The following is a 12,894-nucleotide window of genomic DNA, read 5'->3' as shown; positions in this document are numbered from 1 at the left end:
GGCGGGGTGTGAGACGGCGGCTTATGCGAGGGCGGTGGGTTGTGCGAGGGCGGCGGGGTGTTCGGCGGGCCGTCGTCCGGGGGCTGATGCGGGCCGGTGTCGGCCCGGTGGCGGTCGCTGTCGAGGCTGGTCTTCGCGGTGCTGTGCAGGTCGCGGTGGAGGTGGACCAGGGCGTCGATGACGGCGGGGCTGGTGTCGGCCCGGCCGCGCCAGTCTTGCAGGGTCTGGTCGATGTGTTCCTCGACGGCGCCCTGAACCCATCGCATGCGCGTGTCCTGGGAGGGCAGCGTGTGGTCCTGGTAGGCCATGCCCAGCGACAGCTTCTCTTGCCGGCCGCGGTATTCGCCGGTGATGTCATGGGTCAGTCGCTCGTGGACCAGTCGCAGCTGTTGCCGTTCCCAGGGGGCGAATCGCGGCTCGGTCCAGGTCTCCAGCCGTTCGCCGATCGTCGTGTCCAGCTTGCGCATCGTCTCGGAGCGGTGTTCCTCGACGGCCAGGTAGGTGTCGAGGTGGTCGGCCAGACGCTGGTAGCCGCGGTCCCATGTGAGTGTGCTGACTTCGCCGTGGCCGGTCTGCTCCGCACGGGACCGGGCTTTGGCGAACTCGCGGCGTACGGCGTCGTCGAAGGCTTTCTTCGCGGCCTCGATGTCCTCCTCGGAATGCCGGCGCTCGTCGGTGGCCCAGCGCCGTGCCGCGGCGGCCGTGTCGTGGGCGATCTGCTGCTGGACGTGGTCCAGGGTACGGACGGTACCGGGGCGTGGTTCCGGGGTCCGTTCAGCGGGTCCGCCGGGTTCGGGTTTGTAGTCGGTGCTGGTGCTGGTCTTGTCCAGTGCGGTGCGGAAGGTGTTGGAGTGCTTCTCCTCGTGGGTCAGCCACGCGGAGATGTCGTGTTTGTGGCTGCTGAAGATCTCGTGGAAGGTCCGGGCGGTGTCGGCTTTGAAGTCCTGGGCCAGGATGTCCTGCCGGTCTTCGGGCAGGGAGAACCCGGCCCGGATGGCGTTGAAGCGGGCCGCGCCGTCTCTGAGGGCGTCGATGGCGCCGGCTTCGACGCGGAAGCGGTCGGGCAGCCCGTCGGCCAGGTGCTGGCGGGCGATGTCCCATACCGTTTGTCCGCCGCCGTGGCCGTCCCAGGATCCCGCGGCGGCGCGGTGGATCTCGTCGAAGACGGCACGCAGGTCCTTCTCGTAGTCCGCGCGGACCCGGGCTATGGCCTCTGGTTCCAAGCCCAGGTCGGCGATGTCGAACTGGTCGGCGGTGGTGTCGAAGTGTCGGCGGGTCTCGTTCAGGGCCTGCTCGAACCGGGTCTCGTGGGCGATCTGGGTGTTCATGCCGGTGTCGAAGCGGGGGTTCCAGGATCGCCAGGTGCGTCCGTTGTCCACGTCGGAGGCGGCGAAGTGGTTCCGGAACGCGGTGGCGGCGTCGTGCACGGCCTGGTCCCGGGGCGTCGGCAGCCGGGAGGCCGGGGCGTCCTCGGACGCCAGTGCCGGATCGGAGCGGTACCGGTTCTGTTCCAGGCCGGCGGTCCCGGCGTCGAAGCGGGTACGGGTCTCGTAGGTGATCGCGGCGCGGGCGGCCGCCTGCCGGATGGTGCTCAGCCGGTCCAGCGAGGTCCGGTCCCACTCCCGGCGCACCGCCTCGTCGCGGAAGATGTCACGGCCCGGTCCTGGACCGGGGGGCCGTGGACCGTCGCCGCCGTTGTCGCCTATTGAGCCGGCAACGTCGCTACCGCCCGGCCGGGTGCTGTCGAACAGGGCGGTGTGGTCTTCGCCGCCGTGGACGAGTTGGCCGAAATCGGTGCGGAGCCGGGTTTCCAGCTCGGTGTGCATGCCGTGCCAGACCTGGTCGGGCAGCCCGGACAGGTCTGGGTGTCGGCGCAGGTCGCTCAGGAAGCCGGTTTGTTTCTGCAGTTCCTGCTGGAAGAAGCTGTCCCGCGAGATGTCGGAGTGGACGGTGTCCAACTGTTGCTGGATGCCGCGTTCCAGCCGGGTGGGCACCGGGACGGCGCTGTCTTTGCCGATGGTGGACTCGAAGCCGGTGCGCGCTTGCTTCTCGAAGTTCTGCCAGGCGATGTCGCGGGCGGCGACGTGGCCGGGTTCGCCGGCCGGGCCCAGTAGTTCGCGGCGCGCGGTGATGTCGGGGTGGTTGTCGTAGACCTGCTCGAACCGGTGCTGGATCTGCGGAAGCTGCGATTCCCACAGGGCCTCGTCGCTGATGCGGTCCGGGATGGCGGCGACGATTTTGTCCAGCGCGGGCTGGAACTGCTGCGCGTGGTCCTGCCCGGGTTGCCATTGGCTGCCTCCGGTGCCGAACCGGTTCTCGAAGGCGGTGTGGATCTGGTCGCGGACCGCCGTGTAGGTCTTGTCCTGGACGCCGGGGGAGACCGTTGAACCACTCCCGGAGCGGCTTTGGGCGACCTGGTGGTCGGCGATGGCCTCGGTGACGGCGAAGTCGCCGTGCCGTTGGGCATCGGCGAGTTTGGTCTCGTAGTCGAAGCGGTTGGCGTACTGCTGGGACATGTCCTGGCGCACGCTCTGCCACTGGGCGACCTGCTCCTGCGGGGACGGGCGGCCGACCCTGGACGGCTCCCGGTCCGGGGTGCGAACGTCGCCGCCGCCGGACGGTTCCTTGACGAGCGGGTCGCCGGTGCTGCCGGGCGGGTTCTTGCGGAGCCTGTTGGGCCCGCTGCTGCTGCCGCCGGTGCCGTCCGTGCGTACAGGCGGCTCGGAGTGGGTGCCGTTCGCCGGGTTGTCGCGCCACCAGTCCGGCAGCTGGCCGTGCTCGCCGGGGGTTGTGGTCGGGTCCTCGGTTTTGTCGGTGGGCGTGTTGCGTCCCGGGCCGAGGTCGAGGTCGGGGAGGGACTTGAGCCCGGACAGGTTGATGTCCGGGGCGGGGATGTCCTCGCCGCCGCGAGTGCGTGAGCCCATCAGTCCGCCGAACGCTCCGGCGGCGGTGGCCAGTCCGAGGTTCTGATCGGAGTTCAACGCCAGGTTGGTGACTTCCCCGCCGAGCAGTCCACCGGTGGCGCCGACGCCGATGTGCCCGATGGCGTTGTCGAACAGTTTCGGGAAGACGAGTTTGGCGCCGCCGTGGACGAGTCCCGCGGTGACTCCGAAGACGGCTCCGCCTTCGACGGCGCCCTTGGTCAGCCGGGTGTCCCAGTGGGTACGGTCGCCCTTGAGGAACTGGATGGCCTGCACCAGCACGTCCATCCCGGTGTTGATCACCGTTCCGGACACCACCGACACCAGCAGCTGCCGCAGGATCGCCCGGACCGCCATGGCCCCGGCCATCTCGATCTCCGGTACCACCACCGCGCCCCACAGGGTGGAGGCCCAGGTGGCGATCTGTTCCGCCATCCAGATCAGGGTGATGATGATCATGTACTTGGCGTACTCGATCTGTAGCGCCGTGTCGTGGGCGAACCCGCCCAGCTGGTCCGCCCCGGCGGCCAGTTCCGGGAACACCGTGCGCAACTCCGAGGCGTACTGCGCGAACTGTTCCGCCGGCGGTCCGGACAGGCCCTCGAACACCTTGCTCTCGACGTCGTCGAGCTGGGTGCCCATGTCCGCCAGCTGCTTGGCCGTCGAGTTCCAGACATCGCCCATGGCGAACATCTGCGTCTCGTTCCCCTTCGGGAACGGCTGGCCGGTCAGGTACGCGACCCAACTCAACTCGGGAGGAAGTTCGATGGCCATGCTTCCTCCCGGCGTCTATAAAGCGAAGGCGGCGAGCGACATCTGCTCGCGAAACTGAAACTACGAGTTCTGACAGGCGGTCGTTCACAGCCGAACCTGCCTGCTGCCCGGGTGAACATCACGCAGTACCCGATCGAACGGCCCTGGGTACCGATGTGCGTCCAGCCGGGCGCCGCCACTACCCGAGCGAATCCCAGCCGCCGTCCCGCGTCCCCCAAGCGTCCCCGCCCTGGGTCAGCAGGTCTGCGATGCCCACCGGCTCGGGTTCCTCGTCCTGTTCGTCGTCCTCGTAACCGTCGGCGGGCAGACCCTCCGGTGGCGGCCATGAGCCGTTCGTGGGCGGGGGGCCGGCGCGCAGGATCCCGGGTTCGCGGGGCAGACCGTTGCTACCTGCGACACCTGCGCTACCCGCGACACCTGCGTTGCCTGAGCCACCGGATCCGGACGGGGCTCGGCGCCAGACCGCGAGACCGGGGTCCTCGTCGGTGCCGGGGGCACCGGGCTGGTCTTCGTCGTCCAGCCAGGCGTCGCGTTCCACGCTGACGGTTCGGGGGTCGATCTCGCCCTCGGGGGCGGGTCGTCGGCGGCGGGCGGTGGCCCACAGGGCCAGCACCTCTGCGCCGACGCCGATCTCCTCCCAGGCGGAGGGGTTGTCGGAGCCGGCGTCCGGTGGCGGCTCCTCGGCGCGGGATTCGGGCTCCGGCTTGGGATCAGAACTCTGCGAAGCCTGACGACGCTCCTCGTTTCTATCGCCATCGCCATCGCCATCGCCATCGCCATCGCCGTCTCCGCCGATGCCCGAGGGCACCGGCGCCATCGGCGGCCACAGCAGCCCCTCGATCCCGGACGCCGTCCCGTCCGCCGGTGCCGGCTCGTCGTCCGGCACTGTCTCGTCGACCCACGGCAGCACCGACGAGCCCAGCAGGCCGGACGCGTCCGACGGCTCCTCGTCGGACCGCGGCGGCGCCTGGCCGCCGGCTCCCATCGGCAGGAACGGCATCCCGGCGCCGGTCAGGCCCGGGCCGCCTTCGACCGTCCCGTTCGGCGCCATGATCTCGCCGTCGTGCGGGGTCTGGCTCAGCCACGGGTCGGCGCTCGGATCCAGCAGGCCGGAGGCGTCCGAGCGTTCCTGCGGGGTCCCGTTCTGCGGTGTGGAGTTGCCCATTCCGGGCAGGAACGGCATCCCGTTGCCGTTCAGGCCGAGGCCGCCCTCGGGGGTGCCGTCCGGGGTTCCGATGTCGCCGTTCGGGAACGCCTCACTGAGCCACGGCTTCGCGCTCGGGTCCAGCAGGCCCGAGGCGTCCGACCGCTCCAGCGGCGTGCCGGCCGGCGGCGAGGAGCCGCCGCCCATCGGCGGCAGGAACGGCATGCCGCCGCCCTGCAGTCCCAGGCCGCCCTCGGGCGTTCCCAGCGGCGACCCGATCTGCCCGTCCGGCAGCGCGCCGTCCAGCCACGGCTTCGCGCTCGGGTCCAGCAGGCCCGAGGCGTCCGACCGCTCCAGCGGTGTGCCGGCCGGACCCTGGTTTCCCAGGCCGCCGCCGGGCATCAGCGGCATCCCGCCGAGGCCGCCGGGTGAGGACTCCAGCGACGAAGGCGACGTCGTCTCGAACGGCGCGGGCGCCTGGTCGGACAGCGGCGACCCAAGGTTGTCCGACAGAGGCGATGGCAGGCTGTCCGACAGCGGCGACCCGAGGCTGTCCGACAGCGGCGTCGTGGCCGGCCCGTCGCCGAAGGTCCCCGGCGCCGAAGTCAGGTTCTGCCCGCTCAGCGTCGGGTCCTGCGAGCCGCTCGGATTGCCGAGTCCGTTCCCGGACCCCGGCAGCCCCAGCGGGGTCCCGCCGAGTTCGAACGGCGACGGTGTGCCACTGTCGGTGGCCAGGGTGTTCGGCATGCTCCCGGTGGACGTCGGGAAGTTCGCCAAGGGCGACGTCCCCGGCGGCGGCGACGTGCTGAAGTCGGCCGGTGTTCCGCCGCCCCCGGTGTCGCCGGGGGCCGAGGCAAGGTCCGTGGCGGGATCTGTGGCGGGACCTGTGGCGGGATCCGACAGCGGACTCCCACTGCCGGGGTCGCCCAGGCTCGGCGGCGCCGGGGTGCTGAAGTCCGCGGGCGGCCCGCCGCCCGGGCCATCCGTGGCCAGGTCGCTCAGCGGCCCGCCGCCGCCTGGGCCTGCGCCACCGGGGTCGCCGAGGTCGCCGTTCGGCGGCGCCGACCCGCTGAAGTCCGGCGGCGGGGCGCCACCGTCCCCGCCGCTCCCGGTCGGCGGCGGCGCGCCGAGGTCGCTGGTCGGCGGCGGGTCGCCGCCCGGGTCGCCGCCCGGGTCGCCGGTGGGCGGCGGCGGCCCGCCGGTGTCCGAGTTCGGCGGGGGCGGGAGGTCGGAATCGTTCTGGTCCGGCGGCGGCGGGGGCATGTTGCTCGTGTTGCTGTCGATCTTCGGGGTGTTGTCGATGGTGACCTGGTAGTCCCCGGCCAGGGTCGTCAGCACGTGCCGCATGTCCGAGGTGATCATCTGCACGATGACCGGCTTCTCGTGGATCTGCACCAGCCCGTCGACCACGCTGGCCGGCGGCCGCATGTTCAGCGCCGCCTGCGCGTAGTAGTGGTTGATCGCCTGGATCTGGACCTGGGCCCAGTTCAGGTAGTTCGCGTTGTCGACGAGCTGCCGGACGATGGAGTGCCCGCCGGGCTGGTCCCCGTAGGAGCCGCCGGTCAGCCGGGTGGCGTTGGCGCTGACCTCCTGCTGGAACTTGTCCATCATGGTCAGGAAGGCGTCGGCGGCCGGGCCCTTCCAGGGCTGGTCGTCGCCGGCCAGGGCGTGGGACTGGTCGTGCAGGACCTGCGCGACCATCTGCAGCGCCTGCTGCACCTGGAAGAAGGAGTTGGCGGCGGTGACCAGGGTCTGCGGGTTGGAGATCCCGCCGGCCCGGCTGACGTCGTCGGCGTTCTCCAGCGAGGTGCCGCCCATGATGGCGGCCTCGATCTGGTGCCAGTCCCAGCCGGCGTAGTCGCTGACGCTGCCCGGCGAGTTCGGATTGCCGTAGACGGAGTCGTCAGGGCCCTTGGTGAACCCGCCACCGCTGGTGTCGTCCGTCGATCCCACTGCTCCGCCTCCGGAGTCGGCCGTGGCCCCCGGCGCCGCTCGGCGCCCCGGGGTCCGGGTTCTGTCAGTTCACTGTGTTTGTCCGCGCCTGCCGTCGCCGGCGGCACGGGCTGCGCGACGGTGTCGTTTCTCGACGCTCGCGGGCCGGGTCCGGAGCGCGTCACCGCCCCGGACCCCGGGTGCTGCTACTGCCCTGAGTTCCCGCCCCCGCCGCCCCCGCCGGTGTCGGTCATGATGTTGTCGAAGTACTGCGTCGCGTCGTTGAACCGGTTGGCCAGGTCGTCGGCCGTCGCGGTGTTCAGGTCGTCGAAGCTCTGGTACTTCTGGCTCAGCTGCATGACGTCGTCGTGCAGGTTCTGCAGGCCGTTGATCAGGTCGTTCAAGGCCAGCTCCAGCTGGTTCTTCAGGCCGGCGTCGCCGTTCACCCCGTTGATGTTGGTGCGGATCTGGTCGGCGTGGTAGAACGCGCCGGGCTGGACGTTGACGTCGTCCAGGGCCACCAGCGCCTGCCGCACCGTGGGGATCAGCGAGGCGATGTTCTGCGCGAACAGCTCCAGCGACGGGGTGTTGACCCGGACGTCCCCGGTGGGCCCGCCGTCGCTGCCGGGGACCGCCGGCGGCGTCGGTCCGGCACCGGTCGGGTAGTCCGTCGGCGGGGGCCGGTGGACGCTGTTCGGGTCCCACTCGCCGGGGTTGTTGTTGTAGTTGTTGTTCGTATTGTTGTTGCGGTTGTTCGGATTGCTGGTGTTGTTCGGGTTCGTCTCCAGGACCTTGGGAGCCGGCATGTCACCGGCTCCACAGGCCCAGGCCCTGGTACTCGGCGTTGGCGTAGGTGTCGTTGATCTGGCTCAGCGAGTTCTGCGCGGCCACGGCCTGGACCGCCATGTCCTGGGCCTTCTGGTCCCAGATCGCCTTCGCGACGGCGTACGCCTGCTGCGCGTCCGAGGTCCACTCCGCCAGGTTCTGCTTGGTGCCGTCGTCCAGCTCCGTCAGCAGGTTCTGGATGTACTTGGAGATCGCCCCCATCTGAGTCGCGATCTCCTGGACGTTGCTCATGTTGACTGTGTAAGTAGCCATCAGGGTTCTCCTTCCCTACAGGTTGTTCAGGCCGGGCAGGCCCTTGGCGAAGCTGGACGCGGTCTGCGTCTGCATGTCGTTGGTGCGGTTGTAGATGCCGGTGTTGGTCTCCAGCTGGGTCAGGACGTTGTTGAGCTGTGTCCGGACCGCGTTCAGGTCGTCCAGCCAGGTGCCCAGGGCCTGTCCGAACAGTGATGAGGACTCGCCGGTCCAGTTGGCGGCCAGCGTCGAGCGCTGCTCGTCCATCTGGTTGTAGGACGTGTTCATCTGGTCGAGCGCGTTGCTGAAGTTGCCCTGCGCGGCCTGCATCCCGGTGACTGTCACAGAAGTCGTGGGTGCCATGATGCCTCCTCGCTTTTTGTCGGCTTGTGCCGTGAGATCCCGTGCGGGTCTCCGCTCCGGGGCGAGCCGTTCCTAGCGGCTCACTTCATGGTGCTCGCCGCTCCCGGTCTGGTCAGCGGCCTGACGCGGACCATGCCCTTCGTGACATCGACCGCTGCCCGAGGCCACACCGGAACCACCGGGTCCATCAGGACCACCGGGACCACCGCGGCGATCATGCTCGGCTCACACCAGGGCCGGTTCGGGATCGGCCGGGTCCGGGGCCCGATCGGGCAGGTCGGCGGCCCCGATGGCGCCGCTGCCCGAGGCGGCGGCCAGCTGCCGGGCGAACCGGTGCGCGGCCAGCGCGCCGGTCCGGGCCGGGGCGGAGTCGAAGTACGCCGCGATGGCCGCCGCGCCGTCCTCGGCCACCGGGCAGCCGCGCGCCGCCAGCTCGCGCAGCGCCAGGTCGGCGAGCTGCCGCCCGGTGTAGTCGGCGAACATCAGGTACTCCGCGAACCCCGCGGCCAGCGGTGTCCGGTCCCGCAGCAGCGGGCCGATCCGGTGCCGTTCCCCGGCCAGCAGGGTCACCGCCTGCGGTACCCGGGCCGCGGCCGCCGGGACGGCCTGCAGCACGGCCTGGCGCTGCGCGGCCGGCCGGGCGGCGAACGCCTCGTCGTACACCAGCAGCAGCGTCCCGCCGTCGCAGCGGTCGTACACCGTGTCGGCGAACGCCTCGGCCTGGCCGGGCCGGCCGGCGGGGAAGTCGGACAGCTCCACGGCGGTCAGGGCGCCGTGCGCGCTCACCCCGATCTCGGCGAGCGCGCGGGCGTACAGCGCCGCCACGGCCCGCCGGCCGCTGCCGGCCCAGCCCTCGAACACCAGGTTCGCCAGGCCGGCGGTGGGTCGGCCCGCGCGGCGCAGGTTGCCCAGGCCGGTGAGCCGGGCCTGGAGGGCCTCCCGGACCGTGTCCAGGCCCACCAGGGCGCTGAGCCGGCGCTGCGCGGCGCCCTGGGCCGGGCCCGCGGCGCCGGGCGCCCCGGCCGCCGCGCCGCCGGCCGGGGTCTCGACGTCGGCGGCGGTCAGCCGGGTCAGCTCGGCGTCGGCGGCGTGCGGGCTGGTGGCCAGCCGGGAGGCCTGGTTGGAGATCATGGCCTCGAAGATCTTGCGGCCCACCCGGCCGTTGCCGAACGTCGGGCCCTTGGGGACGGCTTCGAAATAGCGCGTCAGGGCGGCCAGGGCGGCGTCTTCGAGCTCGTAGTGGTGGGTGTCGCACATCCCGCGCACGATCGTGACGAGCTCCTCGACGCTGTAGTTCGGGAACTCGATCGTGCGGGTGAAGCGGGAGGCCATGCCGGGGTTGGACGACAGGAACTGCTCCATCAGGTCCGAGTACCCGGCCACGATGACCACCAGTTCGTCGCGGTGGTCCTCCATCAGCTTCATCAGCGTCTCCACGGCCTCCCGGCCGAAGTCCGGACCGCTGCCCTTGGCCTGGTTGGTCAGGGTGTAGGCCTCGTCGATGAACAGCACGCCGCCCAGCGCCCGGGTGACCACCTCGGTGGTCTTGATCGCGGTGGCGCCGATGTACTGGGCGACGAGGTCGGCCCGGGAGACCTCGACCATGTGGCCCTGGGTGAGCACGCCGAGCTCGGCCAGCACCGCTCCGTACAGCCGGGCCACGGTGGTCTTGCCGGTGCCCGGCGGGCCGGCGAACACCAGGTGCCGGCTCAGCGGCGGGATCGGCAGGCCGAGCTCTTCCCGGCGCGCGGCGATGGTGTTGAGGTTGATCAGGGCCGTGACCTCGGCCTTGACGCTGGCCAGGCCGACCAGGCCGGCGAGTTCGGACAGCGGGCCGGTGCCGGCCTGGCCCGCGTCCCCGGCGCCTTCGCGCGGCGCCGGCCGGTCGTCGGTGCCCGGGTCGTCGGCGGCGTCCGGGCCGTTGCCGTCGGCGCTCGCCGGCCAGGCGCTCGCCGGCCGGGCGGTCGCGGGCCGGGCGCCTGTCCCGGCGTCGGCGTCGGTGGCGACGGGTCCCGGCGGCGGGGACTTCCGCTTCGCGGTCCCGGCGGCCCGCCGCGTCGGCGTCCCGCCGTTGTCGTGGACGTCGCAGTCCACGAGGTCGACCAGCGCGTCGTCGGCCGCGTGCACGCCGTCGCCGCCGTTGTCGAACACCCGGCAGACGGTCAGCACCGCGCGGCCGTCGGAGTCCACCGCGACCCCGTGCCCCTTCGCGCCGTGGAACCGCGACTCGCCGGCCGAGAACGCGCCCCCGGCCAGCACCCGCACCAGATCGGCCGGTGCCCGGTCGAACTCCGAGGACTGCGCGGTGGCCACGGCGTCGGCGCCGACCAGCAGCCCGGACCCGCGCAGCACGCAGGCCTCCAACGCCGCCCGGCCGCCGTCGTCGAGCCTGAGCCCGAACTCCGCGGTGCTGTCGATCTCCACCCGGCCCAGCCGCGCCTGTCCGTGCTCGGCCACGGTCACGGCCGGGGCCGTCCCGCTGGCCAGCCGCGCCCCGCGCAGCATCACCCGGGCGCCGCCGAGCACCGACACCGAGGTGCCGGTCCCGGCGGTCACGAGCTGTTCGAACTCCGGGACCGACTCGCCGGTGACCAGTACGGCGACCTGGTCGGCGTCCCGGACGGTCAGCTCACTGAGGGTCGGCGTGCTGCCGCCCTCGACCACGACGCCGAACGGCGTGCCGGTGACGGTGCAGGCCTTCAGCTGCGGCCTGGACGCGCCGGTGATGTGCACGCCGTGCCCCGCGGCGCCGGCGATCGCGCAGCCGACCAGCCGGGCCTGCGACTCGCCGGTGATGTGCACACCCTGCCCGCCGGAGCCGGTGAACGCGCTGTCCAGCAAGGTGACCTCGCCGCGGGTGGTGAGGTAGACGTCGAGCTGGCTGCTGCCGGTGATCCGCAGGCCCTTGGCTTCCAGGGCGGCGTTCTGTTCCACGGCCAGCGCGGGTTTGGAGCTGCCCTCGATCTCGGTGTCCTGGATCTCGGTGCGGCTGTGCCCGTTGACGCAGACCCCGTTGCCGCCGGTCCGGCGGATGCGACACCCGCGCACGGTCAGCCGACCGCGCTCGGAGACCACCAGAGCGGAGGAGGCGACGTCCTCGATGTCGGTGTTCTCCACGACGTTCGCTCCGGGCGAGGTGACGACCACGCCGGCGCCGGCCGGGTTGGCGATGCGGCAGTCGCGCAGCGCCAGCGTGCCCGCGCCGTGCGCCAGCAGCGAGGTCCAGGCCGGCCCGGTGACGCGGCAGTCGTCCAGCACCGCCTCCCCGCGCCGGACCTCCACGATCGGCGCCTGGTCGTCGGTCCCGACCAGGGTGAGGTTGGTGAGCTGGACCGCGTCGGCGTCCACGATCAGCGCCGGACCGGACCCGCCGTGGATCTCGACGTCGCCCCCCGCGCCTTCCGGGGCCAGGGTGACGACCTTGTCGATGAGTAAGGACTCCTCATAGCGCCCGGCCGAGACCGAGATCAGGGCGCCGTCGGTGGCCTGGCGCAGCGCGTCGCCGATGGTGCGGCAGGCGCCCGCGCGGTCGCGGGAGACCAGCAGGATGTGGCGTGTCATGAGACCTCGTCCCCGTCGTCGGGCGGTGTTCGGTCGTGCGGCGTTCGGCTGTGCGGCGTTCGGTCGTGCGGCGTTCGGTCGTGCGGCGCCGCGGGATCGCCCGGGCGGGAGGACCAGGTGGTCCGGCGGGCCGGGCCGCTGTCGCGGGTGCCGATCAGCCCCGGCGGGCTGGAGAAACGGTCGAGCAGGTTGCCCGGTGGCGCGGCCGTGCCGAGCCCGGCGTCGTGCCAGGACCGCGCGGCCTGCTCCAGTCCCTGCCGGGCGAGGTCGTCCAGCTGCTCCGAGGCGGTACCGAGCCGACCTTCGGAAGCGACTTCGGAACCGCCTTCGGAAGCTGACACCTCGCGCAGGAGCAGCCGGCCCGCGCCGGCGTCCAGGACCCGGAACCGCGTGCCCGGCAGGAAGACCACCTGGCCCTCGACGGCCGGATCGATCAGCGCGGTCCGCCGGCCGGTCACCGACCAGAGGTGGATCTCGGTCTGGCCGGGCAGGGCGAGCCCGGCGGTGCTGAGCGCGGGCGCGAAGGCCCACTCGGTGAGCAGGTCCCGGTCGCGGTACCAGGCGAGTTGCGGCGGCGTGAGGTCGGCCGCCATCCGGACCGCACCGCGGTGCGAGGGCAGGTGCCGCAACCCGGCCGCGACGCACCGGGCGAGCGGGACGTGCGCTCCGACGGTCGCCCCGCGGACCATGTCGTCCAGGCCGCGGGTATCGCCGCCGAGGTAGAGGCGCACGGCGACCAGGTCGCTGATCAGCTCCTCGGGGCTGACCGAGCCGGCGCCGCGCAGACCGGGGACCTCGGAGACGACGCGGGCGACGGAGTTCACGGCGGCGTCGAACTGGCGCGTCAGGGAGCGGCGGAGCCAGATGCGCTCCTTGGCTATGTCGCGGGCCGAGGGAACCGCGGAGGCGGCGGGTTCGGGGACCGGCTGAATCCGGACGCCCTCGCTGGGCGCCTCCTGGACCGGCGGCGGGGCGGCGGCGACGATCTCGACCCAGGGCGCGGCCGATCCGCGAGCCGATGCCGGGGCCGATGCCGATGCCGATGCCGACGCCGGGAGGGCCGGGGCCGGGACGTCGGCTGTAGTGATGTCGGGGGCTGATTCGAGGCGGACCCGCGGGGTG

6 protein-coding genes and 1 pseudogene are annotated in these 12,894 nt (G+C 72.2%); all 7 read right to left on the bottom strand.

What is annotated here, in order from left to right; translation table 11 throughout:
* A partial coding sequence (locus KGQ19_RS42845; protein ID WP_212020334.1) for a WXG100-like domain-containing protein occupies positions 1-3,695 on the bottom strand: 3,695 nt, incomplete at its 3' end.
* A 178-nt stretch (positions 3,696-3,873) separates the two neighbouring features.
* A complete protein-coding gene (locus tag KGQ19_RS42840; RefSeq protein WP_212020332.1) occupies positions 3,874-6,792 on the bottom strand; it encodes a WXG100 family type VII secretion target in 2,919 nt (972 codons plus the stop codon).
* 185 nt (positions 6,793-6,977) lie between these two features.
* Positions 6,978-7,577 carry a hypothetical protein gene (locus KGQ19_RS42835; protein WP_212020330.1) on the bottom strand — a complete coding sequence of 200 codons (600 nt, stop codon included), beginning with the start codon at positions 7,575-7,577 and terminating at the stop codon, positions 6,978-6,980.
* Position 7,578: 1 nt separating this feature from the next.
* On the bottom strand, positions 7,579-7,869 hold the full coding sequence (locus KGQ19_RS42830) for a WXG100 family type VII secretion target (RefSeq protein ID WP_212020328.1): 291 nt from the start codon (positions 7,867-7,869) through the stop codon (positions 7,579-7,581).
* A gap of 15 nt (positions 7,870-7,884) precedes the next feature.
* Complete coding sequence (locus KGQ19_RS42825; protein ID WP_212020326.1) at positions 7,885-8,211, bottom strand: WXG100 family type VII secretion target; 327 nt, start codon at positions 8,209-8,211, stop codon at positions 7,885-7,887.
* Positions 8,212-8,436: 225 nt separating this feature from the next.
* Positions 8,437-11,772 carry a right-handed parallel beta-helix repeat-containing protein gene (locus tag KGQ19_RS42820; RefSeq protein ID WP_212020324.1) on the bottom strand — a complete coding sequence of 1,112 codons (3,336 nt, stop codon included), beginning with the start codon at positions 11,770-11,772 and terminating at the stop codon, positions 8,437-8,439.
* A pseudogene (locus KGQ19_RS42815) lies at positions 11,769-12,894 on the bottom strand (hypothetical protein); the annotation flags it as partial. The pseudogene KGQ19_RS42815 and the gene KGQ19_RS42820, both read right to left, overlap by 4 nt.

This window comes from Catenulispora pinistramenti, assembly GCF_018274385.1.
Lineage (GTDB): Bacteria > Actinomycetota > Actinomycetes > Streptomycetales > Catenulisporaceae > Catenulispora > Catenulispora pinistramenti.
Note: the sequence above shows the minus strand (reverse complement) of the source record. Positions and strands in the feature narration are given on the sequence as shown.

What these genes read in the sequence shown, in the direction of transcription:
- KGQ19_RS42835 (WP_212020330.1), bottom strand. Translation starts at nt 7,577, where the DNA reads ATGCCGGCTCCCAAGGTCCTGGAGACGAACCCGAACAACACCAGCAAT.
- KGQ19_RS42830 (WP_212020328.1), bottom strand. Translation starts at nt 7,869, where the DNA reads ATGGCTACTTACACAGTCAACATGAGCAACGTCCAGGAGATCGCGACT.
- KGQ19_RS42825 (WP_212020326.1), bottom strand. Translation starts at nt 8,211, where the DNA reads ATGGCACCCACGACTTCTGTGACAGTCACCGGGATGCAGGCCGCGCAG.
- KGQ19_RS42820 (WP_212020324.1), bottom strand. Translation starts at nt 11,772, where the DNA reads ATGACACGCCACATCCTGCTGGTCTCCCGCGACCGCGCGGGCGCCTGC.